The organism is Cohnella sp. GbtcB17, from assembly GCF_019091135.1.
Taxonomy (GTDB): Bacteria; Bacillota; Bacilli; order Paenibacillales; family Paenibacillaceae; genus Cohnella.
The window spans coordinates 133,213-159,428 of sequence record NZ_JAGXJW010000011.1 but is presented as its reverse complement, the minus strand read 5'-3'; the positions used below and the strand labels follow the sequence as shown (position 1 = coordinate 159,428).

At 61.5% G+C, this 26,216-nt stretch carries 19 protein-coding genes and 1 riboswitch; of the genes, 18 read left to right on the top strand and 1 reads right to left on the bottom strand.

The genetic code is table 11. The features are described from left to right. Window positions 1–267: 267 nt before the first annotated feature. Window positions 268–2,070, bottom strand: coding sequence for an alpha-glycosidase (locus KVT38_RS08435; RefSeq protein ID WP_217593240.1), 1,803 nt, complete (start codon window positions 2,068–2,070; stop codon window positions 268–270). Window positions 2,071–2,250: 180 nt separating this feature from the next. Here KVT38_RS08435 and KVT38_RS08430 point away from each other — a divergent pair, with 180 nt between their 5' ends. The 18 genes from KVT38_RS08430 (at window position 2,251) to KVT38_RS08345 (ending at window position 26,034) form a co-directional block, all read left to right on the top strand. Beyond that, window positions 2,251–2,982, top strand: coding sequence for a 4'-phosphopantetheinyl transferase family protein (locus KVT38_RS08430; protein ID WP_217593239.1), 732 nt, complete (start codon window positions 2,251–2,253; stop codon window positions 2,980–2,982). A 522-nt stretch (window positions 2,983–3,504) separates the two neighbouring features. Next, entirely contained in the window at window positions 3,505–4,521 is a 1,017-nt protein-coding gene (locus tag KVT38_RS08425; RefSeq protein WP_217593238.1) for a LacI family DNA-binding transcriptional regulator, read from the top strand. Window positions 4,522–4,542: 21 nt separating this feature from the next. After that, window positions 4,543–5,415, top strand: a complete 873-nt coding sequence (locus KVT38_RS08420) for a carbohydrate ABC transporter permease (protein ID WP_254639084.1) — start codon at window positions 4,543–4,545, stop codon at window positions 5,413–5,415. A 14-nt stretch (window positions 5,416–5,429) separates the two neighbouring features. Then, window positions 5,430–6,257, top strand: a complete 828-nt coding sequence (locus tag KVT38_RS08415) for a carbohydrate ABC transporter permease (RefSeq protein ID WP_217593236.1) — start codon at window positions 5,430–5,432, stop codon at window positions 6,255–6,257. 156 nt (window positions 6,258–6,413) lie between these two features. Further along, the gene (locus tag KVT38_RS08410) at window positions 6,414–7,775 is read left to right on the top strand and encodes an extracellular solute-binding protein (RefSeq protein ID WP_217593235.1); all 1,362 of its coding nucleotides are present in this window, start codon (window positions 6,414–6,416) and stop codon (window positions 7,773–7,775) included. 170 nt (window positions 7,776–7,945) lie between these two features. Beyond that, window positions 7,946–9,205: an amidohydrolase family protein gene (locus KVT38_RS08405; protein WP_217593234.1), complete on the top strand. Its 1,260-nt coding sequence runs from the start codon at window positions 7,946–7,948 to the stop codon at window positions 9,203–9,205. Window positions 9,206–9,311: 106 nt separating this feature from the next. Next, on the top strand, window positions 9,312–10,817 hold the full coding sequence (locus KVT38_RS08400) for a sedoheptulokinase (protein WP_217593233.1): 1,506 nt from the start codon (window positions 9,312–9,314) through the stop codon (window positions 10,815–10,817). Continuing rightward, window positions 10,818–13,253: an alpha-mannosidase gene (locus KVT38_RS08395; RefSeq protein WP_217593232.1), complete on the top strand. Its 2,436-nt coding sequence runs from the start codon at window positions 10,818–10,820 to the stop codon at window positions 13,251–13,253. A 32-nt stretch (window positions 13,254–13,285) separates the two neighbouring features. Continuing rightward, window positions 13,286–13,915 (top strand): D-sedoheptulose-7-phosphate isomerase, encoded by a 630-nt coding sequence (locus tag KVT38_RS08390; protein WP_217593231.1) that lies wholly within the window; start codon window positions 13,286–13,288, stop codon window positions 13,913–13,915. Then, complete coding sequence (locus KVT38_RS08385) at window positions 13,912–14,952, top strand: ROK family protein (RefSeq protein ID WP_217593230.1); 1,041 nt, start codon at window positions 13,912–13,914, stop codon at window positions 14,950–14,952. The genes KVT38_RS08390 and KVT38_RS08385 overlap by 4 nt, the downstream gene beginning before the upstream one ends. Before the next feature lie 53 nt (window positions 14,953–15,005). Then, window positions 15,006–17,171 carry a Sip1-related alpha-galactosidase gene (locus KVT38_RS08380; protein ID WP_217593229.1) on the top strand — a complete coding sequence of 722 codons (2,166 nt, stop codon included), beginning with the start codon at window positions 15,006–15,008 and terminating at the stop codon, window positions 17,169–17,171. A 179-nt stretch (window positions 17,172–17,350) separates the two neighbouring features. Continuing rightward, window positions 17,351–17,827, top strand: a complete 477-nt coding sequence (bcp, locus tag KVT38_RS08375) for a thioredoxin-dependent thiol peroxidase (protein ID WP_217593228.1) — start codon at window positions 17,351–17,353, stop codon at window positions 17,825–17,827. Window positions 17,828–18,080: 253 nt separating this feature from the next. Beyond that, entirely contained in the window at window positions 18,081–19,601 is a 1,521-nt protein-coding gene (gene guaA / locus KVT38_RS08370) for a glutamine-hydrolyzing GMP synthase (RefSeq protein WP_217593257.1), read from the top strand. Window positions 19,602–19,676: 75 nt separating this feature from the next. Further along, window positions 19,677–20,429, top strand: a complete 753-nt coding sequence (locus tag KVT38_RS08365) for a YdcF family protein (RefSeq protein WP_217593256.1) — start codon at window positions 19,677–19,679, stop codon at window positions 20,427–20,429. A 194-nt stretch (window positions 20,430–20,623) separates the two neighbouring features. Further along, window positions 20,624–20,724: riboswitch (purine riboswitch) on the top strand. 130 nt (window positions 20,725–20,854) lie between these two features. Then, window positions 20,855–22,246 carry an NCS2 family permease gene (locus KVT38_RS08360; protein WP_217593227.1) on the top strand — a complete coding sequence of 464 codons (1,392 nt, stop codon included), beginning with the start codon at window positions 20,855–20,857 and terminating at the stop codon, window positions 22,244–22,246. Between the two features lie 314 nt (window positions 22,247–22,560). Continuing rightward, window positions 22,561–24,690, top strand: a complete 2,130-nt coding sequence (locus KVT38_RS08355; RefSeq protein ID WP_217593226.1) for an ABC transporter transmembrane domain-containing protein — start codon at window positions 22,561–22,563, stop codon at window positions 24,688–24,690. A 28-nt stretch (window positions 24,691–24,718) separates the two neighbouring features. Then, window positions 24,719–25,234 carry a hypothetical protein gene (locus tag KVT38_RS08350; RefSeq protein WP_217593225.1) on the top strand — a complete coding sequence of 172 codons (516 nt, stop codon included), beginning with the start codon at window positions 24,719–24,721 and terminating at the stop codon, window positions 25,232–25,234. A 230-nt stretch (window positions 25,235–25,464) separates the two neighbouring features. Continuing rightward, window positions 25,465–26,034 (top strand): hypothetical protein, encoded by a 570-nt coding sequence (locus tag KVT38_RS08345; protein ID WP_217593224.1) that lies wholly within the window; start codon window positions 25,465–25,467, stop codon window positions 26,032–26,034. Window positions 26,035–26,216 lie beyond the last annotated feature (182 nt).

The window sequence follows — 26,216 nt, the reverse complement described above, 5'->3', positions numbered from 1 at the left end:
CTCCAGTCGTACAACTATACCTAGGCTGTGCAATTTCGACGAAGAGACCTACTTACACAAACTTCTTGACAGTACCCGGCAGCCTCGCGGCGAAAGCGGATAGCGGCAAAAGCTGCCGCTATTGGTCCCGCAGCCTCCTTGCGCTGGTGGGCTGCACTTACCCGCGCAGCCGGGGCTGTCTGGCCAGGGGGCGTCCGACCGACAAGACTTCACCCGCGCCCGCTAGTGCCCGCGCCCCGCTTGGCCCGCGCCGTGCCTTCGCGCCGCTTACTCCGCCGCGCTCGCTTCGGCCGCCAGAGCCGCCCGCGCGCTTGCCGGCGCCCGCCAGATGGCGTAGCCGTAGGCCGGCAGTTCCGCATGCAGCGCACCTGCCGCGCCGGCGGAGACAGCCGCGCCGGTATTCGCATCACGCCATCCGGCGTCAGCCTGCGCGACCGGCACGTCGATCGAGACCGGACGCTCCTGATTGTTCACGACGATCAGGAACCGCTCGTTCGCGTCCCAGCGCTCGTAAGCGAGCACCTGAGGCTGCGACTCGATCGGCACGAACGCGAGTCCGCTGCCTCGTAGCGCGGGATGTGCCTTGCGCAGCGCGATGAGGCTGCGGAAGAAGTCGAAAAGCGGGCGGTCCTGCTTGGCCGGATCCCACTCCATGCATTGGCGGTTCAGCGGATCGTGCGCGCCGTCCATGCCGATCTCGTCGCCGTAGTAGACGCAAGGCGTGCCTTGAAACGTCATCTGGAAGAGCGTAGCCAGCATCAGGCGGCGCTTGTCGCCTTCGCAAAGCGTCAACAGACGCACTGTATCGTGGCTGCCGAGCAGATTAAACGCGACTTCGGAAATTTGCTGCGGATAGCTGGCCAGCTGCGCGCCGATCGCATGGGCGAACCGCGTCGCGTCGGTCGTACGGTGCGCGAAGAAGTTCAGCAAAATGTTCGTGAACGGATAGTTCATGACCGCGTCGAACTGGTCGCCCTGAAGCCAAGGCATCGCATCGTGCATGATCTCGCCCAGGATGTAGGCGGAGGGATTGGCCTGCTTCACGACACGGCGGAATTCCCGCCAGAACTCGTGATCGACCTCGTTGGCGACGTCGAGGCGCCAGCCGTCGAGACCGACCTCCTCGATCCAGTAGCGCCCGACGTTCAGCAGATAGTCCTTCACCTCGGGGTTGCCGGTATTAAGCTTGGGCATGATCGGCTCGAAGCTGAACGTCTCGTACGTCGGCACGCCGTCCACGACGCCGAGCGGCCACTGCCGCACGCGGAACCAATCCGCGTACCGCGATTCCTGACCCTTCTCCAGAACGTCCTGGAAAGGCGCGAAGCTGCGTCCGCAGTGGTTGAACACGCCGTCGAGCAATACGCGAATGCCTCTCGCATGGCAGGCCTCGACGAGCTCCTTCAGCTTCTCGTTGGTGCCGAACTGCGGATCGACGCGCATATAGTCGGTCGTATCGTACTTGTGATTGGTCGTCGCGGCGAACAGCGGATTGAAATAGACGGCGTTGACGCCAAGCTCGCTCAGATGATCCAGATGATCGATGACGCCCTGCAGATCTCCGCCGAAAAAGTTGGTCGGCGTGGGCACGCCGCCCCAAGGAAGCGCGTTCGCCGGGCTGATCGAAGGGTCGCCGTTCGCGAAGCGCTCCGGGAAGATCTGGTAGAATACGGCTTCCTTGACCCATGCCGGCGGCTTGTGCACGTCTTGGGGATTGAGATAGGGGAAGTCGAACAAGCCTTCGTACATGACGGTCGGCGGCTGCTCGAAAAAGCCCTTCTCCAAATAATAGACGGTCTCTTGGCCGTCTCGCAGCGCGAAGTAGTACACGAGCCTGCGGTACTTGGGCCGCACCGCGGCCTGCCAGTAGTCGAACAGCGCGTCCGAACACCAGCGCTCCATCGCGACCTCTTCGTTCGCCCTGCTCCAATCGTATTTGTCTCCGCAGATCAGGTCGACGCGGGGGACGTCCGCGCGCTTGGTCCGCAGGCGGATATGGAGCGTATCGTCGTCGTATGCGTAAGACCAATTCTGCCCCATTCGGTGGTAAACGGCTTCGAGCTGAATCATGAAAAAGGCCTCCTTATTCGGCAATAAACGCAAAAAGGGCTCAACCTCAGATGAAAGCGAGGTTGAACCCGAAAGTTTCATTGCCTTTAAATTTCCTACAATATACCATAGGGTTCGCAACAATTCAATCACCATTCGCCGATATAAGCGGAATCGTGCGCAAAAAGGGAGGCAGGCGAAATGAACGATGCGTATGAACCTTGCGAAGCTGTATGGATGCGGCTGCCTCCCGCGGTAGACGAGGACGAATTGGCGCCGCTGCGGGCGTTGTTGCTCGATGAAGAAGAGCAAGCCGCTTATAACCGGTACCGCCTGTTGCGCAGTTGCGTCGAATACTTGGCAGGGAGGCTGCTTGTCAAAAATCGACTGGCTCGGCTCCTTGGCACGACGCCCGGCGGCATTCGCCTCATCAAAAAGGCCGGCGGCAAACCCTGCACGGCGGCGGAGCCGGAATCGGCGAAGCGGCTGGGGCTGTACTTCAATCTCACGCATGCGGAGGGAGTGGCCGCGTGCGCGTTCGGCCGGGTCGATGCCCTCGGCATCGACGTCGCGCGCTGCGGGACCGAGCATCTGGCCTTGACGGATCAGTTGTTTTTGCCGGACGAGTCGGTTTACATTCGGAAAGCGCGGGACGAGCGGGAGTCCGCGGATCGGTTCGGCATGCTGTGGTCGCGCAAGGAGGCGGCAATGAAGGCCCGAGGAACCGGGCTGGCGCTGGCGCCGCTGGATTGCCCGGTGCCCGTCGGGACGGGGATCGCGGAGGACGGTCATTATCGCTGGCATACGGAGCAAGTCGGCGACGGGCATTGGCTGACGGTCGCGGTAGGTCGCGCGGAGGACCGGGATTCGATCGTACGGTTGTCGGAGACGACATGGGCGGCGGAAGTCCGTTTTTTAAAAAGTTTTGAATAAGAGTTGACAAACCGCACGAACGTCCTCTAATATGGGTACATAAATATTCGTTTTACTATTTTGGGAACGTTCCCAAAACTGCGCGGATTGGGCATCCGACAACATCTGAATTGATTCCGCATCCCGCATCTGCAAGGATGGTTATGGGCATCGGCATTGGCATGGGGTATCGGTTCGTTTACAACAGCGTGACAAATCTTCAACGTTGGCGGTCAGCTGGAGCAGGCCGACAATGGAGCGAAGGTCGCGAGAAGCCGAACGATCGTCCACGCTCATTTTGGGAACGTTCCCAATTTTGCAAACAGCAAGTAAGCGCTTCAAAATTCACGGGATACTTCGTAGCCAACCTTAAAGCCGGAGAGTTGAGTCCTTATCACTTAAGGATGTCTGCCATGCAAGAACCGTCTAGCGAGAAATCAAGATAGCCATCGCTTCGCCGATCTGATAATCTCATGTTATCGTTTCTTTTGGGAACGTTCCCGAAATTGCTCGGGAATTACTTTACGGAAAGCGGGACGAGTCATGGGACCTACCATTCACGACGTAGCGAGGCTGGCGAATACCTCCAAAAGCACGGTATCGCGTTATCTTAACGGACAGAAGGTGAAGCGTGCTACGCAGGAGGCGCTGGACCGGGCGATCGAGGAGCTTAATTTTCACCGCAATGCCAATGCCCGCAGGCTGGTCATGGATAAGACCAATACGATCGGCGTCGTGGTCGACAATATCTCGAACGTATTCTACTCCGGCATTATACGCGGCATCGAGATCGTCGCGGGACGCAGAGGCTTCAACTGCATCTTCTACAGCTGGACGTCCAACTACGGCAGCGAGCGCGAGTTCTTGTCGCTTCTATATGAGGGACAGGTCGACGGGCTGATCCTCGTGAGCTTCCAGAAGCGGGCGGAGGAAGACTTGGCTGAATTCAGGGACTCGGCTTATCCGGTCGCCCTCGTCGGAGACCACGGCGAGCTAGAAGGGCTCTTGTCGGTGGACGTCGACAACGCTGCCGGCCTGGAAGAAATCGTGAGCTACCTGCACGGCCTTGGCCACCGGGATATCGCCTACATCGCGGGTCCGCCGCACGCCGGGGCGAGCAAGTATCGGCTCAAGGGCTTCCGCCAAACGATGGAGGCGCTCGGCTTGACGGAGAACCCGGCCTGGATCGCAGAGTCGGATTGGAGCAATCAGGGGGGCTACGAAGCGATGCGCAAGCTGCTCAAGGTCGGCGGCTTTACGGCTGTCGTCGCCTCGAACGACGAGACGGCGATCGGCGCGCTCCGGGCGATCCAGGAGCAGGGACTAAGCGTACCGTCGCGGCTCTCGCTGGTCGGCTTCGACGATATCTCGATTTCGGAGTGGGTGTTCCCTTCGCTCACGACGGTGCGGCAGCCCTTCCAGGAGATCGGCATGCTGGCGGCCGAGGGATTATTCCGTCGAATCGAGGGGGAATATGAAAGTGTCGACAGCCGCTCTTACAGCTTGCTGAAGCCTCATTTGATCGTCCGCGATTCCTGCGACAGACCGACTTCCATCTGACTTCAAAGAGGGTTGATGCGCATGAACACGAAAATCAACAAGTCCTTCTACGGTTACATTTTTATCGCGCCGTTTTTTATCGGCTTTCTGCTGATCGGGCTGGCGCCGATTCTGTACACCTTCTACCTGAGCCTGACCAAATGGGACGGCTTCAGCGATCCGGTCTACGTCGGCGCGGCCAACTATACCCGGCTCATTCACGACAGCTTCTTCTTCCAGACGATCGGCAGCACGCTGATCATCTGGGTGATGGCCATCATACCGCAGATCCTCCTGGCGCTCGGGCTCGCGCTCATCCTGAACGAGCGGTTCGTCCGGGGCAAGCACTTTTTCCGGGCCGTGTTCTACTTCCCTCATATCGTCACGCCGGTTACGCTCGGGGTTCTGTTCAGCCTCATGTTCGACTGGCAGACGGGCAGCATCAACAAAGTGCTCATGAACATCGGCCTCGTCGACGACCCGGTCAACTGGTTCAACAACCCGTGGTGGTCGCGGATCATCGTCGCGGGCGTCATCTGCTGGCAGTACTTCGGCTTCAATCTCATCATTTTTATCGCAGGCCTTCAAGGGATCTCCAAGGAAGTGTACGAAGCAGCCGAAGTGGACGGGGCGACGAAGCCTATCATCATCCGCCATATCATTTTGCCGCTGCTGCGTCCGGTCATGCTGTTCACTTTCATTACATCCGTCATCGGCGGGCTCCAGCTGTTCGACGCGCCGCTCATGCTGGGAGACGGTCCGGGCAACTCGACGCGAACGATGATTATGTACTTGTATGAGACCGCATTCAAAAACTTCGATTACAGCTACGGTTCGGCTATCGCCTACGGCATCTTTATCGTCGTCATGTTTTTCACCGCGATCACGACGCTGGCTACGAGAACAAAGGAATAGGAGGCGCCGCGCATATGAGATCCGGATATACCCACACCAAAGCCGTGCTGTATCTCTTGCTGGCTGCCGTCGCGTTCGTTTGTCTCGTCCCTTTTTACAGCATGATGATTACGTCGACCCACGCGAACTCCGACATCGCGAGCAAGCTGCTGCTCTGGCCGGGCACGGAACTGGCGAACAATTACGAGCGTCTCGTCGCCTCGGTCAACATCTGGCGCGGCTTCTTCAATACCGTGTTTCTCGCAGTGACGGGAACCGCCCTTAGTGTCTACTTCGCGGCGGCGGCGGGCTTCGGGTTCTCCAAATATCGCTTCCGGTACCGCGGCTTCCTGTTCCTGTTCGTGCTGGGCACGATGATGATTCCCGGCCAGCTCGGCATCATCGGCTTCTTTAAAGTTATGAGCATGCTCCACCTTACCGACACGTATTGGCCGATGCTGCTTCAAACGCTGTACGACGCGTTCGGCATCTTCCTGATGCGACAATTCGCGGACGCCTCGATTCCCGACGAGATCGTCGAGTCGGCACGGATCGACGGCTGCGGCGAATTCCGCATCTTCCACCGCATCGTGCTCCCGCTTATGGGGCCGGCCATCGCGACGCTCGCCATCTTCACCTTTATCGGCAAATGGAACGACTTCCTCACCCCGATGATCATTCTGTTCGACAACGACAAGCAGACGCTTCCCGTCATGATCGCCAGCGTCAAGTCGGCGTTCTCCTCCGACTTCGGCGCCCAGTACGTCGGCATCGCGATCTCCGTCATCCCGCTGCTCGTATTTTTCGCCGTCATGTCCAAGCAGATCATCAGCGGCGTAGCGGCTGGCGCAGTCAAGGGCTGATCGCGAACGCGTCGAACGGACGGCAATGACACTCCGCGAAAGAGGTGATGCGGGTCCCGACGGACTGCAGGAATTGTGCAAGCGCAATCAACCGCAAGGAACCCGTTGTAAGGCAAGCTCAGATTTCTCACTAAACGATCTAAAGGGGCGATTGCTTTGAAAAGAAAATCGTGGCTTCCTGTATCGCTGGCGCTTATCCTCATCCTCACGCTGCTGTCCGCTTGCGGCGGCAACAACAACGGCGTCAACGCATCTCCGTCGTCCTCCGCTTCCGATTCGGCTTCGCCTTCGGCCTCCGAACCGGCTGCATCCCCGTCGGCTTCGTCTTCCGAGTCTGCCTCGCCTAGCGCCTTGTCCGGCAAACTCGTCATCTGGACGTTCTTCGACCAGGTGAACGACATGGCGGCCAAGTTCATGGAGAAAAACCCGGGCGTGAAGGTCGAGGTCAAGATGTTCCCGGGCGACCAGTATCAAACGAAGCTGCTGACGGCGCTGCAAAGCGGCAAGGACCTGCCGGACATCTTCGACCTGGAACGCGGCTACATCGGCAAGTTCATCGACTCCAAGTTCCTGGCCGACCTGTCCGCGATGGGCGCGGAAGATCTCGTCAAGGACTACGTGCCTTACGTACAAGGTTTGGGACGTTCCTCCGACGGCAAGCTGAAGGCGATCTCCGACCACTCCTCGCCGGGCGGCTTCTGGTACCTGAAGGAAACGGCGAAAAAATATCTCGGCACGGACGACGCGGCCCAAATCGGCGCGATGGTGAGCGACTGGGATAAGCTCGTCGAGACGGGCAAAAAGGTATATGACCAAAGCGGCGGCAAGGTTCACCTGATCGAAAACGCCGGCGATCTGTTCGACATCATGGCCTACAACACCGAGCCGTGGGTCAAGGACGGCGCGTTGAACATCGATCCGAAGTGGAAGGACACCTATGAAGTTCAAAAGAAAATCCGCGAAAACAACGTCGACGCCAAGCTCGAATTCATGTCGGCGGGCTGGGGCACGGCGCTGAACAGCGGCACGGTCGTGCTGACGTCGATGCCTGCGTGGGCCGGCTTCATGGTCGACAACAAAGACGACAAGGCTGTCGGCAAGTTCGGCGTCGCGCCGACGCCGCTGGGCTTCTACACGGGCGGCACGTACCGCGGCATTTACGACAAGTCGCCGAACAAGGAACTGGCTTACGAATTCATCAAGTATATCGCAAGCTCCGAATGGCAGACGTACAACCTTGGCAAGACGGGCAACATGCCGGGTCTCGCTACGGTGTATCAAGACAACATGGATTCGTTCAAGTCGAACTTCTTCGGCGACCAGAACATCCTGAAGCCTTACTACGACACCGTCACGAAGCTGCCTGCGCTGTCCGCCGACAAATACGGCGAAGAAATTCTGAGCCTGTGGCGCAAGTCGGCCGGTCAAGGCATTACGAACAAGACGGATTACGACAAAGTGGTCGCCAGCTTCAAGAAGGAAGTCAAGAACGCCTTCCCTGAACTGAAGGTCGACTAAGGCCGACAGATTCGAAGGAGCGGCAATGGCGACAGAGCCGCGCGCATCGGGCACTGGCCTGCGGCAGCGGCGACGGTCCGGGTCGGGTCGCGATGAACGGGAACGTTCCCGTTCATCGCCGGCCGGATTCCCCCATTGCGCATGAGCTAGCGGAAGGAGAGACAGAAGAGATGCAAACCATACACGATCACATCCGGCAGCTCCGCATCATCGACGCGCACGAGCATCTGGCGACGCCCGAGATTCGCCGCAGGGAGAATCACGATCTGTTCTCGCTGCTGCATTACCTGGAGTCCGACCTCATCACGGCGGGCATGAAGCGCGGCGCGCTGGACCGGCGCCTGGGCTTGTCCGACGAAGAGCGGGCCGCGATTTTTCTGAAGTACTGGCAACGCACGTCCAATACGACCTACGCCCGCATGTTCAAGCAGGCGATGGAAGAGCTTCACGGCCTCCGCGAGTGGAACGCGGAAGGCATCCTGCAAGCCAATGCGAGCGTGCTCGCGGCCAGCGCCAATCCGGGCTGGTACGACGACGTGCTCGGCGAGCGGTCGGGCATCGATCTGGCTTTTACGCTTATCCAGACGACGGACCTCGGCTACGATCGGTTCCGGCCGATCATGTTCCTTGATTTTACCTTCCGATTGAATACGACGGAGGACCTCCTCGCGGTCTGGCGCTCGATGGACAAGGACGCGGAAGCGCGTTCGTTCGGCGCCTACCTGGACGCGACGGACGGCCTGCTGCAACGATACAAGCAAGAAGGCATGGTCGCCACCAAGCTGGGCCACGCCTACTGGAGAACGCTGGCCTGCGGCAATCCTGCGCGTGACGACGCGGAGCGGCTCTACGACCGGCTGCTTGGCGGCACGGCGATGACGGAGAGCGAGCTCAGGCCGCTGCAGGACTACATCATCCGGCACGTCATCGAACGGTCGACCGCGATCGGTCTGCCCGTGCAAATCCACACCGGTCACCACGAGACGAGCGTCTCGGGCGACGGCAACATCATCGGACGCTCCAACGCCGAGCATCTCGTGCCACTGCTGCTGGATTATCCGGATGCACGCTTCGTGCTGCTGCACGTCGGTTTTCCCTATCATCAGGTGTACCTCAGCATGGTCAAAAATTTCCCGAACGCGTACATGGATTTCACATGGGTCTACATTATTACGCCGACCGCCGCCAAGCAGACGCTGCATCAGGCGATCGAGATGGTGCCGGCCAACAAGATCCAGGGTTTCGGCGGGGACTACAACCATATCGAAGGCACCTATTCGCATCTGAAGCTGGCGCGGCGCATCGTAGCCGAGACGCTCAGCGAGAAGGTGGAAGCGGGGGCGCTGGGTGAGGCAGAAGCGATCGACTTCGCGAACCGGATTTTCCGGGGCAACATCATTGAGCTGTATGGATTGGAAGGGATGAGTTAGGCGGGAAGCGCGGCTTTGGGCTGGGCTAACGTGCAAATGCTTTTGCAGGATGGGTGCGAGTTGCATCGATAGGATCGAGTTTAAGGCTGCGGAGAGGAGGCGTCTCATGTCTGAAAAGAAGGGAATCGCCGCACGAGCGGCGGACGAGGCCGGAAAAAGGTACGTCATCGGACTGGACGTCGGCACGACCTCGCTCTGCGCGACGGCCATCGATACGCGCGACGGGACCGTCGTCCGTACGATCGTTCGGCCGAACCTTGCCGTGATCGCCGGGGAGGCGCCGGACGAGCGTCTTCAGGATCCGGACCGCATCGTAGATGAGCTGCTGTCCATGCTCGATCAATGGCGCGACCTGCTTCCCGAGACGGCAGCGATCGGCATCTCCGCGCAGATGCACGGCATCCTCTACGTCGACGGTCGCGGCAGGGCTGTCAGTCCGCTCTATACTTGGCAAGACGGAAGGGGCGAGCGGCCGATTGCTACGCAAGGGCAATCTGCCTCCGGCGCGGCGACCTACCGGCAGCAGCTCGAAGCGTTGACGGGTTATCCCGTTCCGTCAGGCTACGGCCTGCTGACGCACGACGTGCTGCGCCGGACCGGGGGCGTGCCGGCGGCTGCGGCCAAGCTGTGCACGGTCGGCGACTATGCCGCGATGCGGCTCGCGGGCCGGGCGGCGCCGCTCGTCGACGCCACGCAGGCGGCGGGCCTCGGGCTGTTCGACCTGCGTAGCCGGTCGTTCGACGCGGCTGCGGCGGCGCGCGCCGGCATCGACGCTGCGCTGCTGCCGGAGCTGGCCGGGCCGGCCGGCACGCGGTCGGGTGCGACGCGGGCCGACGCTCTCGTCGGCACGATGCCCGAGGGCATTCCGGTCGCCGTCGCCATCGGCGACAACCAGGCGAGCTATCTCGGCACGGTGCCGGCGCTGGCGGGGAGCCTGCTTTTTAATGTAGGAACGGGCGCGCAGCTGTCTCTTTACACGACGGAGCCGGTCGAGCCGGCGGGCGGGCTGGAGCTGCGCCCGTTTCCGGACGGCGGCTGGCTGCTGGCCGGCGCCTCGCTGGGCGGCGGCAAGTCCTATGCGCTGCTCGCCGGATTTTACCGCGAGATCGCGGAGACGCTTGGCGGCGGTGAAGACAGCGTGCCGAGCGAGCGCTTGTACGACGCGATGAATCGCTGGGCGCTGGCCGCGCTCGACGAGGGGCGTCCGCTGCCGCGCGTCGACGCCGCGTTTTTTGGGACGCGCGCCGACCCTGCGCGTACGGGCGAGATCGCGTCGCTGACATCGGCGACGCTGACGCCGCAGGCGCTGACGGCGGGCTTGCTCGCCGGCGTCGCCGACGAGTTGGCCGCGTTCGCCGCGCAACTGCCGGCCGAGCTGCTCCCCGGCGTGCGGCGCCGCGTCGGCGCGGGCAACGGCCTTCGCCGCAACCCGGCGCTGCGCCGGCTGCTGGAGGCGCGCATCGGCGCGCCGCTGGAGCTGGCCGGGGCGCGGGAAGAAGCCGCCTGTGGCGCAGCCGTGCATGCAGCGGTGTGCGCGGGCATTTTCGCAGATTATGACGAGGCGTTGGACCGCTTGGGCGGCGCCAACCTGACGGAAGGGGATATCGTTTAAATGAAGCACAGAAAGCTCTACATGATCGGCAATGCCCACCTCGACCCGGTATGGCTGTGGCAATGGCAGGAGGGCTTCCAGGAAGTCAAGGCGACGTTCCGCTCGGCGCTCGACCGGATGAAGGAGTACGAAGACTTCGTGTTCACGTCCAGCTCGGCCGCCATGTACGAATGGGTGGAAAACAACGCGCCCGACATGTTCGAGGAGATCCGCCGGCGGGTGGCCGAGGGTCGATGGAACATCGTCGGCGGCTGGTGGATTCAGCCCGACTGCAACATTCCGAGCGGCGAATCGTTCGTGCGGCAGGGGCTGTACGGACAGCGCTATTTTATGGAAAAGTTCGGCGTGACGGCGAAGGTCGGCTACAACGTCGACAGCTTCGGCCATAACGCCATGCTTCCGCAGATTCTGAAGAAGAGCGGCATGGACTACTACGTCATGATGCGGCCGATGCCGAACGAGAAAGGCTTGCCAAGCCGGTTGTTCTGGTGGCAGTCTGACGACGGCTCGAAGGTGCTGACGTTCCGCATCATGTTCGAATACCTGTCCTGGGGCAAGGAGCTCGGCGGCCACGTCCGCCGCGCGCTCGGCGAGTTCAAGGAGCCGCTGAACGACCTGCTGTTCTTCTACGGCGTGGGCAACCACGGAGGCGGTCCGACCAAGGAAAACATCGAGAGCATCCGCGCGCTGAACGACGATCCGGAGCTGCCGAAGCTCGTATTTTCGACACCAGATCAGTACTTTGCGGACATGGAGGCATCCGGGCTGTCGTTTCCGGTCGTGCACGACGATCTGCAGCACCATGCGAGCGGCTGCTACAGCGCGCATTCGGGCATCAAGCAGTGGAACCGCCAGGCCGAGAACCGCCTCGCCGCGGCGGAGAAGTATTCGGCGCTCGCCTCCTGGATCACGGGGCAGCCGTACCCGCTTGAGGCGTTCGGACGCGCGTGGAAAAACGTGCTGTTTAACCAGTTCCACGACATTCTCGCGGGCACGAGCCTGGAGTCGGCCTACGAGGACGCGCATTACCTGTTCGGCGAGGCGATGGCGATCGCGGACCGCGCGCTGAACGATGCGGTGCAGTCGATCTCGTGGCGCGTCGGCATCCGGCAGGACGAGGGCATGAAGCCGATCGTCGTGTTTAATCCGCATGCATGGGCGAGCAAGGTGAACGTGGAGCTCGAAGTCGGCGGCATCGGACCGAAGACCGTGCTGACGGACGAAAACGATACGCCGGTGCCGTTTCAGACGGTGCAGTCGCAGGCGACCTCGGGGGGGCGCTATCGCCTGAGCTTCATGGCGGAGCTGCCGCCGCTCGGCTACCGGACTTACAAGCTGGTCGCGGAGTCGGAGTCGCTTAAAGCGATAGGCACGCCGATCGCCGCCAACGACCTGGTGCTGGAAAACGGACGCTTCCGCCTGGAGTTCGATCGGGATTCGGGCGCGATCAAGAGTCTGCGGGACAAGAAGGCGGAGCACGACGTGTTCGCCGGTCCTGCCGCCCGCGCGGTCGTCCTCGACGACAAGTCGGATACGTGGAGCCACGACGTGCTTCATTTTAATAAGGTAGCAGGGGAATTTAAGGCGGTTAAAGTGTCGCGCATCGAACACGGACCGGTCAAGTCGGTTATCCGCGTCGTAAGCCGGTACAACGAATCGAAGCTGGTGCAGGACTTCGCCATGTATCCGGACCGCGAGCTGATCGATGTCAGCGTGACGGTGGACTGGCGCGAGAAGTTTAAGATGCTTAAACTCGTTTTCCCGATCAACGTCATCTTCAGCAAGCATACGTACGAAACGCCTTACGGCACGATCCAGCGCGAGCACAACGGCGAAGAGGAGCCGGGCCAAAGCTGGGTTGACTATACGGGGCTGACGCGCGAGACGAACAAGATCTATGGCGTGAGCTTGCTGAACGACGCCAAGTACAGCTACAGCATCGCGGGCAAGGAGCTCGCGCTCACCGTGCTGCGCAGCCCGATCTATGCGCATCACGATCCGCTCGTGCCGGAGCCGGACGGCGAATACTCGTTTATCGACCAGGGCATCCAGCGGTTCAACTACGCGCTGCTGCCGCACGATGGCGGCTGGGAGCAGGCCGGCACTGTGCATCGCGCGGCGGAGCTGAACTGCCGGCCGACGGCGGTCATCGAGACGTACCATGAGGGCGACTTGCCGCTGGCTGATTCGTACGTAGCGTCGGACGCGGACAATGTTCTCGTGAGCGCGGTGAAGATCGCGGAAGGCGGCGGCGAGGACCTGATCGTGCGCGCCTACGAGACGGAGGGTCGCCGCACGCAGGCGGAGATCGCGTTGCCGAGGTTCGGACGCACGATCCGCGCCGAGTTTGGGCCGAGCGAGATCAAGACGTTCCGCGTGCCGCGGAACGCAGCGCAGCCGGTTGTCGAGACGGATCTGCTGGAGCGCGACGTTTAACGATATGAAGCAATGAAAAGGAGGTGCCGCGCATGAGCCGGACGTTGGAGGATCTGATCGCGAAGTATCCGGAGCTGGCCGTCTGCCGCGGAGATATCGAGCGGGCCTATGAAGCCGCGCGCAGCTCGTTCGAGCGAGGCGGAAAAATGCTGCTCGCCGGCAACGGCGGCAGCGCGGCGGACTGCGAGCATGTGGTCGGCGAGCTGATGAAGGGCTTTATGTCGCCGCGCCGGCTTGGCGAGGAAGCGCGGGAGCGGTTCGCCGTCTGGGGCGAGGAAGGCGCCTATATAGCGGACCAGCTGCAAGGCGCGCTGCCCGCGATCTCGCTCGTCAGCCAGTCGGCGCTGGCGACGGCGTACATCAACGACGTGGCGGCCGACATGGTGTTCGCGCAGCAGGTGTACGGGTACGGCCGGCCGGAGGACGCGCTCGTCGTGTTCAGCACGTCGGGCAACTCGGTGAATGTCGTGCGCGCGGTCCAGGTCGCCAAGTCGCTTGGACTTGCGACGATCGCCTTCACCGGACGAGGGGGCGGCAAGCTTGCGACGCTTTGCGACGTGGCGATTCGCGTGCCGTACGACCGGACGCCGGACATCCAGGAGCGGCACCTGCCGATCTACCATGCGCTTTGCATCCTGCTTGAGGAGACGTTTTTCCCATGAGGCGGCTGCTTGGCGGGCTGGACATCGGCGGCACGAAGTGCGCGGCGGTCGTGGGAGAGGCGTCGGAGAGCGGGATCGACATCCTCGGAAAAACGAGCTTTCCGACGCCCGGAACGCCGGAGGAGACGATGGACGCGTTGATGGCCGCGCTCGATGCGCTGCTGGCCGAGCATGGCGGCAGCCAGGCGGGAATGGCCGATACGGCGGCGTCGGAAGAGGCGGGGGGGCGAGCGCCGAATCTTGCCTCGCGCAGTCTTGCCGCCATCGGCGTCAGCTGCGGCGGCCCGCTGGACAGCGAGGCCGGTCTTGTGCTGTCGCCGCCCAATCTGCCCGGCTGGGACGGCGTCGACGTGCTGACGCCGCTGCGCCAGCGATTCGGCGTGCCTGCGGCCTTGCAGAACGACGCCAATGCCTGTGCGCTGGCGGAGTGGCGCTGGGGCGCGGGGCGAGGCACGCGGCATATGGCGTTTCTCACCTTCGGCACCGGCATGGGGGCGGGGCTCATATTAAACGGCAGGCTGTATACGGGAGCGAACGACATGGCGGGCGAGGTCGGCCATATGCGCATGCGGGACGAAGGTCCTGTCGGTTACGGGAAGGCCGGCTCCTTCGAGGGCTTCTGCAGCGGCGGGGGCATGGCGAGGCTGGGCATCGGCATGATCGAGGAGTGGGTGCAGGCCGGCAAGACGACCGCTCTTCCGAGCGGCGCCGACGCCGAGCAAGCATTGTCGGCCCGCCTCATCTTCGAGGCGGCCCGCTCCGGCGACGAGCTCGCCGCGCTGATCGTGCGCGTCACTGGCATCGAGCTCGGCCGCGGCCTCGCCGTCATGGTCGACATGCTGAATCCCGAAGCGATCGTCATCGGCAGCATCTACGCACGCCAGGAGCAGCTGCTTGCGCCGGCCGTGCTGGAGACGCTGCGGCGGGAGGCGCTGCCGCGCTCGCTGGCGGCGTGCCGCATTTTGCCGTCGCAGCTGCGGGAGAATGTCGGGGACGCGGCGAGCCTGTCTGTCGCGCTTCACGCGCTTGAAGCGTGAGCGAGCGGGCTTGAAGTAGAAGGCATTCGAGTGGAAAGGCGAAGGAGGGACGAATGGTGTTCGATCGGCTGCTAACTTCGGGAGCTAAAGAAGGAAATGGCGGTCAGGCGCCTTGGGCGAGCTGTACGGTCAGACTGAACGAACCGGGCGGCGTGCCGGCGGAGCTGCGCTTGCCTTCGGTCGCCGACGTGACGACGAATGGCGACAAAAATACATTAAAAGAAACCAGATACGCCTTCGCGGACGAGAAGGGCGGCATTCGCGTCACGCTTGTCATCCGGCACAAGGGAGATTGCGTGACGGGATATGTCGAGGCGGAGCTTGCGAACGAAAATGTATTCGGGAGCCAGCGAAGGTTCGCACAGGCGAATGCGATCGAGCTCCGGCTCGATGCCGGCGCCGTTCCGGGACGTTGGATGGCTGTCTACCAGCACAAGGACTGGTGGACGCGTCCAGCGTTCGGCGCCGACTGGAAGGCCGTCCCCGAGCGTACCCAATCGCTGCTATGCGGCGACGGCGAACGCTATCTGCAGGTGCTGCTCGTCAGCGGCGGCGCCATACGCGCAGATGTGTCAGGCTGCGAAGCCGGGATCGTTGTGCGGCTGACGCCGGGCGGAGCGGGGATGACGCGGCTCGACACGCTTGCCTTCGTGATGGGTGCCGGCGAGGATCCATACACGCTCATCGAGCGACATGCGGCCGTTGCCGCGGAGTCGCTTGGCAGAACCGGGCTGCTTCGCTCGAACAAAACATATCCGCCGCTGCTCGATCGTCTGGGCTGGTGCAGCTGGGACGCCTTTTATCACAAGGTTAACGAGGAAGGTCTGCTGCAAAAAGCAGAGGAGCTGCAGCGCCTGGGCGTGCCGGCCGGCTGGTTCATGATCGACGACGGCTGGTCGGATATCCGTGAAGGCAAGCTGGCGCGATTCGAGGCGGATCGGGAGAAGTTTCCCGGCGGGCTCGGCCACACGATCAGTCAGCTTAAAAAGCAATTCGACATCCGTCACGTCGGCGTATGGCATACGATAGCGGGCTATTGGGGCGGCATCGATCCGCAAAGCGAGGAAGCGCGTATCTACAGCCGCGCCTTGCGCACAAATGGCCGCGGACAGCTGCTGCCGTCACCAGAGCCCGGCGAAGCGTTCGGATTTTGGCACGGCTGGCACGATTGGCTGTCGCGGCAGGGCGTCGACTTCGTCAAGGTCGACAGCCAGAGCGCCGTGTCGAATTTCTGGGCGGGCACGCACGCGGTCGGCGAAGCTGTCTCGGCGTCGCATGTCTCGCTGGAAGCGTCGGTAGCGCTCCACTTCGACTCGGCGCTGATCAACTGCATGGGCATGGCCGCCGAAAACGTATGGCACCGGCCGAAGTCCGCGGTATCCCGCAGCAGCGACGACTTCGTGCCGCAGGGCCTCCGCGGCTTTGCAGAGCATGCGCTGCAGAATGCCTACAATTCCTACTGGCACGGCGCCTTCTATTGGGGCGACTGGGATATGTTCTGGACGCGGCACCAGGATGCGCGGGCAGGAGCGCTGCTCCGTGCAATCAGCGGCGGCCCGGTCTATGTGAGCGATCCGCCCGACCAGACCGATCCTGCGTTGCTGCAGCCGCTCTCCTACTGCGACGGCACGCTGCTTCGCTGCGACAGGGTCGCGGTTCCGGCGCCGGACTGCCTTTTGCAGGATCCGACGCGCGAAGCGCTGCCGCTGAAGCTGTGGAATACGGCGGGCGGCGCGGGCGTGATCGCGGTTTTTCGGATCGATGCGGAGCCGGGCCGGATGGTGGCTTCGATCGGGCCAGGCGACGTGCCGGGCCTTGACGGCGAATGCTTTGCGCTGCACGAGCACGGCTCGGGCAAGGTGGAGATCGTGAGCCGCGGCAAGTCGATTCCGCTGGACCTTGCGCCTGGCGCCAGCGCGATCTGGACCGTCGCGCCTCTTGCGGACGGCTTCGCGCCGCTCGGCAGGCTCGACAAGTTTGCCGGCTCGCATGCGGTGCTCTCCTGCGCGGCAGACAGCCGCGGCGGGATGCGCATTCGCGTCCGCGAAGGCGGCGGACCGTTCGGCTTCGTCTCCGACAGGCCGCCGATATCCGCGCGCGTAGGCGGCGAGGATGTCGAAGTCAGAAGCTCCGGCGCGCGCTTTTACACCGTCGAATTGCCGGAGAGCAAGGGAGAATGCTCCCTCGAGATCGAGCTCGCCGCAGCCGGCAACCCATGAGCCAAGCGGGCTGCCGCTTCATGACCGGATTCGCCAGACCCGCGAGGGGTGGCGAATCCGGTTGTTCTTTTCCCGGGAAATAACGTCAATTGCCGCGCCCGCGACGACAAGCTTTTACTCCGTTAACGACTTCTGCTAGGCTATGGGGAGAACTGTAGATTAAAGGAGAGAAGCAACAAGTGGAAGCATCGTTTCAAGTCGGATCCCCCGCTCCGGACTTTGAGCTGGAGAGCGCGGAGGGGCCGGTCCGTCTCAGCCAATACCGCGGCCGCAAGGTCGTGCTTTATTTTTATCCGAAGGATAACACGCCGGCCTGCACGCAGGAAACGTGCGATTTCCGAGACGCGCATCCGTCGTTCGACGACTCCGGCGCCGTCGTGCTCGGCGTCAGTCCGGACGATCTGAAGGCGCACCGCAAGTTTGCGGACAAGTTCGGCCTCCCGTTTCTGCTGCTGTCGGACCCAGACCATCGGGTTGCGGAGCTGTACGGCGTCTGGCAGCTCAAGAAGCTCTACGGCCGGGAATACATGGGCATCGTCCGCTCGACGTTTCTCATCGACGAGGAAGGAATTCTGCGCCGGGAATGGCGCAACGTGCGGGTGAAGGGACACGCCGATGTGGTGCTCGCGGCGGCGCGCGGCGAAGATGCCCGGTAAAGCATCTCGTAGCGGAAATAAAGATGTGGCATCGTCTTATTTCCCGTAGAACAGCACGACGAGCCTGATCCTCGAACCGCTTTTGCAAAAGGCTTGAATCGCCTTGACGCTGTCGAAGCGGCGAAGCTATAATTACAACAATCGATTTGCGTGTATCCGGCACAGGCGTGCCCGGACGACTCGTTCGTCCGCGGCGGCGCCTGCAGACCTATTAGGAGGCTCTGTTCATCCAGTGACTAAACATGAGCATGAAATGATCGTGGTTCTCGACTTCGGCGGCCAGTACAACCAGCTTATCGCCAGGCGGATCCGCGATCTCGGCGTATACAGCGAACTGCTTCCCCACAATACTCCGGCGGACAAGCTCCGCGCGCTTAATCCCAAAGGCATCGTTTTCTCCGGCGGTCCGGCCAGCGTCTATGCGGAAGGCGCGCCTTCCGTCGACCCGGGCGTCTACGAGCTTGGCGTTCCGATTCTCGGCATTTGCTACGGCATGCAGCTGATCACCCACCAGCAAGGCGGCAAGGTCGAACCGGCTTCCAAGCGCGAATACGGCAAATCGGACGTCGACTTCGTCGCGGACTCGCATTTGATCCGCGATCTCGAGACGCGTCAGACCGTCTGGATGAGCCATGGCGACCATGTCACCGAGCTGCCTGAGGGCTTCCGCGTCGACGCGAGCACGCCGCACGCGCCGGTTGCGGCCATGAGCCATCCGGAGCGCCGGCTGTACGCCGTTCAGTTCCACCCGGAGGTTCGCCACTCCGTCTACGGCAACGAGATGATCCGCAACTTCCTTTATAACATCTGCGAATGCAAGGGCGACTGGAGCATGGAGTCGTTCATCGAGGACATGATCGACGAGATCAAGCGCGAGGTCGGCGATCAAAAGGTGCTGTGCGCATTGTCCGGCGGCGTAGACTCGTCCGTCGTGGCCGCGCTCATCCACCGCGCGATCGGCGACCAACTGACTTGTATGTTCATCGACCACGGCCTGCTGCGCAAGGGCGAAGCCGAGAGCGTCATGGATACGTTCGTCGGGAAGTTCGACATGAACGTCGTCAAGATCGACGCGAGTGCGCGCTTCCTGGGCAACCTGAAGGGCGTCAGCGATCCCGAGCAGAAGCGCAAGATCATCGGCGGCGACTTCATTCGCGTGTTCGAAGAAGAGTCCGCGAAGTTCGACGACTTCGCCTTCCTGGCGCAAGGCACGTTGTACACGGATATCGTCGAGAGCGGCACCGCGACGGCGCAGACGATCAAGTCGCACCACAACGTCGGCGGCCTGCCGGAAGACATGAAGTTCAAGCTCGTCGAGCCGCTGAAGGCGCTCTTCAAGGACGAAGTCCGCAAAGTCGGCTCCGAGCTGGGCCTGCCTGATGCGATCGTCTGGCGCCAGCCGTTCCCGGGCCCGGGTCTTGCGATCCGCGTGCTGGGCGAAGTGACCGAAGACAAGCTGGAGATCGTCCGCGAATCCGACGCGATCCTGCGCGACGAGATCGCGAAGGCGGGTCTCGATCGCGAGATCTGGCAGTACTTCACGGCGCTGCCGGGCATGAAGAGCGTCGGCGTCATGGGCGACGGCCGGACCTACTCCTACACGGTCGGCATCCGCGCCGTAACGTCCATCGACGGCATGACCGCCGACTGGGCGCGCATTCCGTGGGACGTGCTGGAGAAGATCTCCGTACGTATCGTCAATGAAGTGCGGGACGTCAACCGTGTCGTCTACGACATCACGTCGAAGCCGCCGGCCACGATCGAGTGGGAATAAAAAGCGAATCCCTTTTATTTGCTCCATCGGCAAATAAGAGGGATTTTTCATGACCGGTCAAGGGAGGGCGCCCAGCTGATTTATATCATTAAGTTCCTGTACAGCTTCGTGCTGCCGCCGGGGATCTTTGTTGTGCTGCTCCTGGCGGCATCGGTCTGGCTATGGCGGAAGTCGCGCAAGCAGGCGATGACGATCGCCGCCATCGCGCTGCTGCTCTATCTCTCGGTCATACCGCTGACGAGCCAGGCGCTGATCAAAGGGCTCGAGCGGCAATACGATCAGCCTGGCAGCGTCGGCGGCGACGTCATCGTCGTGCTCGGCGGCGGGGCTACCCGCGGGACGCCTGATCTTGGCGGCGAAGGCAATCTGTCCGGCGGCGCGGCCAACCGGCTGTTGACGGCTGTTCGGCTGCACCGGGCGACGGGACTGCCGATTCTTTTCTCGGGCGGACAAGTATTCTCCGACAGTGGCAACGAAGCTGATATTGCCAGAAGGCAGCTGATCGCGCTTGGCGTACCGGAGGGCGACATCCTGGTCGAAAACCGCTCGCTGAATACCGAACAAAACGCGGTGTATACGGCGGCATTGCTTAAGTCGTCCGGCTTGTCGCACCCGGTGCTCGTCACCTCCGCCTTCCATCTACCGCGCGCGATACGGGAATTCCGTCTGGCGGGTGTCGAACCTGAGCCTTTTCCGACGGACTATCTTGCGAGCGGAGGGCGGTTCGCCTTCTACCCCGGACTGCTCTCGCCAAGCAGCGCGGCCGCTGCGACGGCGGGGACCGCCTTCAAGGAGTATCTCGGCCTGCTGGCGCTCAAGCTGCGTTAAGGCATAAAGACGGTGGAATGCTGCGCCTCGTTCCTTAATGTTCACTTTGATTCCGCTTACATTATACAATTACAGATGGTTGTTTGATAATATTGCTAATTCATTAACGAAATCAATTGTTATGGCCTTTAATATTCAGGTTTGTATTGACACCCGACAAATTTCGGCTCTAGAATAAGCGAGTGACCATAACTTAAAACAATTGCATATCGATTCGTATATTTCCGGGGATTGGCCCGGATGTCTCTACAAGGTCACCGCAAAGGACCTGGCTACGAAAAACGCGCAAGGCGGAGCTGCGATCGAAGCGATCGTGCTTCGCTGCATGAGAACGCGTTTTTATGCGGAACCTAGGAGAAGCTTCTTCTAGGTTTTTTTGGTTGTGGCGCCAACTTTAAAGGGGCGAAAGGGGAGCTTTGGAGACGATGGAGCGTTTCTTTAAGCTGAAGGAATTCGGTACGAACGTACGCACGGAGATCATGGCGGGCATCACGACGTTCATGACGATGGCGTATATTCTGGCAGTCAATCCGCTGGTGCTGGGAGGGTCCGGTCTCGACACGTACGGCATTTTCCTTGCGACTGCGCTGGGCGCCGGCATTTTTACGCTCGCGATGGGCCTGTTCGTCAACTTCCCGGTCGCGCTGGCGCCCGGCATGGGGCTCAATGCCTACTTCGCAACGACAGTCGTAGCGTCCAAAGCGACAGGACACGAAATTTCGCCGTCGATGGCGCTGGCCGCGGTATTCATCTCGGGTATTATTTTCATCATTCTGACCGTGACCAAGGTTCGCCAGATGCTGATCGTCGCCATTCCCGACAGCATCAAGGTTGCGATCACGGTCGGCATCGGCCTGTTTATCACGATCATCGGCCTTAAGGGCAGCGGCCTGCTGACGATCTCGCTGAGCCCGTTTGCCGATTATGCAGCCGGCTCTTACAACAACCTGAACAGCAACGAGACGATTTTCCACCTCGGCGACATTACCGAGCCGTCCGTATGGCTGACCGTCCTCGGCCTGCTGATCATCAGTGCGCTGATGGTGCTTCGCGTGCGCGGTGCCATTCTGCTCGGCATTCTTATCACGACGCTGGTCGGCGCGATCCCAGGCGTGGACGTCGTCAGCTTCGACTCGCTGAAATCCGCGGACTGGGTGCCGGACTTCGGCAAGCTGAACTTCTGGGACTTTGACTTTGCCGACCTGCTGACGACCGGCCTGCTCTCGGCCATTGCGACGTTTACGTTCGTCGAGCTGTTCGACACGTTCGGCACGATGGTCGGCACGGCCAACCGCGCCGGCTTCTTCAAAGACAAGGAAAAAGGGCGCAAGCTCGTCGGCAAAGCAATGCTCGTCGATGCCGTAGCCGTCAGCGGCGGCGCCATGCTCGGTACGAGCACGATGACCGCGTTCGTCGAGAGCTCCGCAGGCATCGCCGAAGGCGGCCGAACGGGTCTGACGTCCTCGACGACCGGCGTGCTGTTCCTGCTATCGCTGTTCCTCGCGCCGATCGCGCTGCTCGTGCCGTCCCCGGCGACGAGCGCTGCGCTCATCATCGTCGGCGTGCTCATGATGCAATCGGTCAAGGAGATCGACTTCGAGGATCTCGTCCTCGGTATCCCGGCGTTCCTGACGATCGCCATGATGCCGTTCACCTACAACATCGCCAACGGCATCTCGTTCGGCATCATCTCGTACGTGGTGCTGGCCGTCATCGCCAACCTGGCCGGCAAGAAAAAGTACCAGGTGCACTGGCTGATGTGGGTGCTGTTCGTGCTCGTCATCGCGCGTTACGTATTCATCGGCGCGGAAGGCTGATTTTACGCTTGCTTCGCCTGCAATCCCCGCTTCCTTCTCAAGAAGAAGAGCGGGGATTTTTTATGTTTGATTGCGGAGATACGCGGTATTATCGCACAACGACGCTCCCGGGCGGCGGAATCGGCTGAGTTATGCGGTACTGTCGCACAACGATGCTTCAAGGCGGCGAAACAGTTGTAGTTATGCGGCGCCAGCGCACAATGCGCTCCCGGGTGGCGACTCCGACAAGGATTGACACTTTTTGAAAAGGTAAGCTATGGTTGATCTATCAAGCTATCAAGCTATCCATCGCTCGCACCTGCAAGGGAGACCATATGCTGAAATATTTCACCGCCTACAGAGGGCTGCTCGCCCTGCTCTTGCTCTGCCTCCTGATCGAAGCCGCGTACGCCGTCGCCGCGCCGCTCAGCCTGAAGTATCTGGTCGATGAAGCGTTCGTCCCCAAAGACGGCGGCGCGTTCGCCCTGCTTCTGGGACTGTTGATCGGAGCGGGGCTGCTGTCGATCGCCGCCTCCCTATCCGGCGACTACGCGCTGGGAAAGTTGGTCGGCCAAGGCATCGCGAAGCTTCGACTCGACCTGTTCGAACGCCTTCAGCGCCAATCGATCTCTTTCTACCGAGAGTACGGCACAGGGGACCTGGTCGCGCGCTTCACGACGGATACCGCTTCGGTCGAGCGTACAGTAGGGGCGACGGTGCCGATGCTGTTCGCGCAGACGCTAAGCGCCTGCCTGGGGATCGGCATGCTGTTCGCGCTCGATTGGAGGCTGACTCTGATCATGCTCGCGGGCGCCTCGCTCATGATCGTCGGACCCAAGCTGCTGCAGCGCAGAGCCGAAGCCGGCCAGCAGAAGCTCAAGTTGTCCCAGGAGCGCTTCATGAACGCCATCGACGAGACGGTGAAGGGACACAAGACGATCCGCAGCCTGTATCAGCAGGAGCGGGTGCGCCAGCTGTCCGCCCGTCTCATCGGGGACATGCTGAAAAACGGGTTGCGGCTCCGCCTCGTCACTTCTTGGATGGAGCGTCTGCCGCTGGTGTCGCTCATGGTCCTGAACGGCGCGATGATCGGCTTTGGCGGTTACCTGATCTTCCGCGACCAGCTTACGATCGGCGGCTTCATGGCATTCTTTACGTTGTTCATGACGGTCGGCCAGTCCGCGACAAACCTGACCTACCTGATTCCCGGCATGATCGAGGCGCGGGTCAGCTTCGCCAGAATCGGCGAGCTGATGACGCGCGAGCCCGAGGTGGCCGAGCCTTCCGAGCCTTGCTCGCCCTCGGCGCCGATCCGCGAGATCGCGATGGACAAGGTCACTTTCGGCTACGAAGAAGGATCGGACCAGCTGCGCGGCGTGTCGCTCGGCATCGCGGGCGGCAGCTACACGGCGTTCGTCGGCGCCAGCGGTTCGGGCAAGAGCACGGCGCTGCAGCTGCTCGCCCGCTTATACGATCCGAGGCAGGGGCGTGTCGCGATTAACGGCGTCGACCTGCGCGAGATCGGGGAGCGGCGGCTGCGGGAGCTGGCGCTGCTCGTCGGGCAGGACACGTTTTTGTTTAACGCGACCGTCCGGGACAATCTGCTGCTGGACAAAAAAGACTTAAGCGAGGCCGATATGAATGAAGCGGTGCGCAGGGCTGGCTTGCAAGAGGCGGTCGCGCGTTGGCCGGAGGGACTCGATACGCTCGTCCGGCAGGAGGGCGGCAGCTTCTCCGGCGGGGAGCGTCAGCGCAACGCGCTGGCCCGGGCGCTGCTCCGCGATCCGGATGTGCCGCTGCTGGACGAAGTCACCTCGGCGCTGGATCCGGCATCGGAAGCGCGGGTCAACGAGCTGGTCCTGTCGCTGCGCGGCCGCAAGACGGTCGTAACGGTGACGCACCGCCTGTCCGCCGTCACAGACGCGGATCGTATCTATGTGTTCGACCGGGGCGAGGTGGTCGAGAGCGGCACGCACGATCAGCTCCTCGTCCGAGATGGAGCATATGCGCGGCTGTGGGAAAAGCAGCAGGGCTTCCGGCTGTCGGAGGATGGCCTGCACGCGGACGTGGACACAGACTGGCTGGCGCGGCTTCCGTTTCTTGCAGGCATTGACGCCACGCTGCTGGACACCCTGTCCGCCGCCTTTTCGACGCAGACGTGCCGAGAGGGCGAGGCGATCGTCCGGGAAGGCGAGGAAGGCCATACCTTCTATATTATCGTGCGCGGCAAATTCGAAGTGACCAAGCAGACGGAGGATGCGGGCGAAAAACGCGTCGCAACGCTTCAGGACGGCGATTATTTCGGTGAGATCGCGCTTATGAAGGAAGTGCCGCGAACCGCCACCGTACGCGCGCTGGGTCCTGCCGTGCTGCTGACGATGCGCCGGGAGACGTTTCAGCGGCTGCTGAGCGGCTCAACGCAGCTCCGCAACGAACTGAACCGCGCGCTCGAGCGGAGAGCTTGAGCAGTCGACAGCAAAAGGAGAGGTTTTGATGACGGCGCTTCAATGCGCGGTATGCGCGACGGACGACGATTTTGCGCAAGCCACCCTGTTTCTGCTCGAACATATGCGAGACGTGCATCCTTCGTTTTCGGTGCTCGATTCGGTTACGCTGGCCTATCAATACATCACTGAAGGATCGATCGTGTTGGTGAGAGAAGGCGGACAAGCGGTGGGGCTGGGCGCGTACTACCACGGGACGAGGGAGCAGGCGTTCAACGACAAAGACGTCGCGCTGATCGACCTGGCGCTCGCCGTCCGATCGCATCGGGGGACCCGCGTATTTCTTGACGGCTTCGGCTTTACGATTCGATCGATCGCGGAGCGGCATCCCGAGGTGCGGGAAGTCCGGTTAGCGGCGCAATCCGACAACCAATACTTGAACCGGCTGTACGCGAAGTTCGTCCGGCCTTACGGCGTGCGTGACGGCGTTCTGGGCGCAGAGACGCTTTATGCAGGCGATATCGAACACATTTTGTCTATGCTCGGCAAATGGAATCGTGTATAGTTGAGATGGATACATATCCAATTTTTGTCGAAGGAGGTCGAGAACATGTTCCCGGTTCCCCCAACGATCGATAAGGGCACGCAAAAGGGCAGCGGTTTCGGCAGAATCGTCATCGCGAATGACAATCTTCGCGTAAAGCCGCAGCAGTAAGAAGCTCGGCTGCTCCGCGCGAAATCAGGCGGAGCAGCTCCGCTGCACACTTATGAATGAAGAACCGGGAGGTAAAGACGGTGGCCGGCAGGGCGATCATCCATGCGAACTGCATATTCAGGCGCTGCGAGCTGGAGATGGACCACGCCTCCTACCTCCGTTATTTGATATCGCGTCACGCCAGTCTTCATCTCCCTTATTCGTTTGCAACCAAGCTGAGCTTCCTCGCGAGCCCGCTCGTGCTTGGCAGGGCGATGCTGATGCATTGCGAGGATACATACGAGAATCTGGGCGCATTTGGCTTCGCTTATGGCACCGGGCCGGGCGAATACGAGGATCGGGAAAATTGTCAGCTTGAAGTGTTTTTTATCGAAGAGAAGCGGCGGACGCCGGATTTTCTGCTCGCAGCGGCAGGCGAGCTCGTAGACGATATCCGCGAAGGCGAGCCGCAAGTCCGGTACATCCAGTTCTGGGTACCGACGTCGCCGGAGACACGCGAAGGGCGGCTGTTGCGACGAATCGCCTCTCTGCCGGAAGCGTCGCGGACCGTTAACGGGTCGTTGGCGCTGTACAAGCTGCCGCTTGACCAGCTGGAACGATGGATTCGAGGGCTGGCATCGAGGCGGGCGGGCAGACGGAAGGTTCGTTGAAGCGCAAGAAACAAGGGGTGCCGAAGGCCGTAGGGCCGGAGGCATCCTTTTGCGTGAAGAGGCCGCGCGAACGGGCAACGCTTTTGTTTAACCTTCATAATCTTAAATTTGCTGAATATTTCTTAATCTAACCTTCGCCCTCGGAATTGTGTGGCCAAAATCCGAACATTCGTTTTTTCTGT

What these genes read in the sequence shown, in the direction of transcription:
- KVT38_RS08435 (WP_217593240.1), bottom strand. Translation starts at nt 2,070, where the DNA reads ATGATTCAGCTCGAAGCCGTTTACCACCGAATGGGGCAGAATTGGTCT.
- KVT38_RS08430 (WP_217593239.1), top strand. Translation starts at nt 2,251, where the DNA reads ATGAACGATGCGTATGAACCTTGCGAAGCTGTATGGATGCGGCTGCCT.
- KVT38_RS08425 (WP_217593238.1), top strand. Translation starts at nt 3,505, where the DNA reads ATGGGACCTACCATTCACGACGTAGCGAGGCTGGCGAATACCTCCAAA.
- KVT38_RS08420 (WP_254639084.1), top strand. Translation starts at nt 4,543, where the DNA reads ATGAACACGAAAATCAACAAGTCCTTCTACGGTTACATTTTTATCGCG.
- KVT38_RS08415 (WP_217593236.1), top strand. Translation starts at nt 5,430, where the DNA reads ATGAGATCCGGATATACCCACACCAAAGCCGTGCTGTATCTCTTGCTG.
- KVT38_RS08405 (WP_217593234.1), top strand. Translation starts at nt 7,946, where the DNA reads ATGCAAACCATACACGATCACATCCGGCAGCTCCGCATCATCGACGCG.
- KVT38_RS08400 (WP_217593233.1), top strand. Translation starts at nt 9,312, where the DNA reads ATGTCTGAAAAGAAGGGAATCGCCGCACGAGCGGCGGACGAGGCCGGA.
- KVT38_RS08395 (WP_217593232.1), top strand. Translation starts at nt 10,818, where the DNA reads ATGAAGCACAGAAAGCTCTACATGATCGGCAATGCCCACCTCGACCCG.
- KVT38_RS08390 (WP_217593231.1), top strand. Translation starts at nt 13,286, where the DNA reads ATGAGCCGGACGTTGGAGGATCTGATCGCGAAGTATCCGGAGCTGGCC.
- KVT38_RS08385 (WP_217593230.1), top strand. Translation starts at nt 13,912, where the DNA reads ATGAGGCGGCTGCTTGGCGGGCTGGACATCGGCGGCACGAAGTGCGCG.
- KVT38_RS08380 (WP_217593229.1), top strand. Translation starts at nt 15,006, where the DNA reads ATGGTGTTCGATCGGCTGCTAACTTCGGGAGCTAAAGAAGGAAATGGC.
- guaA (WP_217593257.1), top strand. Translation starts at nt 18,081, where the DNA reads ATGATCGTGGTTCTCGACTTCGGCGGCCAGTACAACCAGCTTATCGCC.
- KVT38_RS08360 (WP_217593227.1), top strand. Translation starts at nt 20,855, where the DNA reads ATGGAGCGTTTCTTTAAGCTGAAGGAATTCGGTACGAACGTACGCACG.
- KVT38_RS08355 (WP_217593226.1), top strand. Translation starts at nt 22,561, where the DNA reads ATGCTGAAATATTTCACCGCCTACAGAGGGCTGCTCGCCCTGCTCTTG.
- KVT38_RS08350 (WP_217593225.1), top strand. Translation starts at nt 24,719, where the DNA reads ATGACGGCGCTTCAATGCGCGGTATGCGCGACGGACGACGATTTTGCG.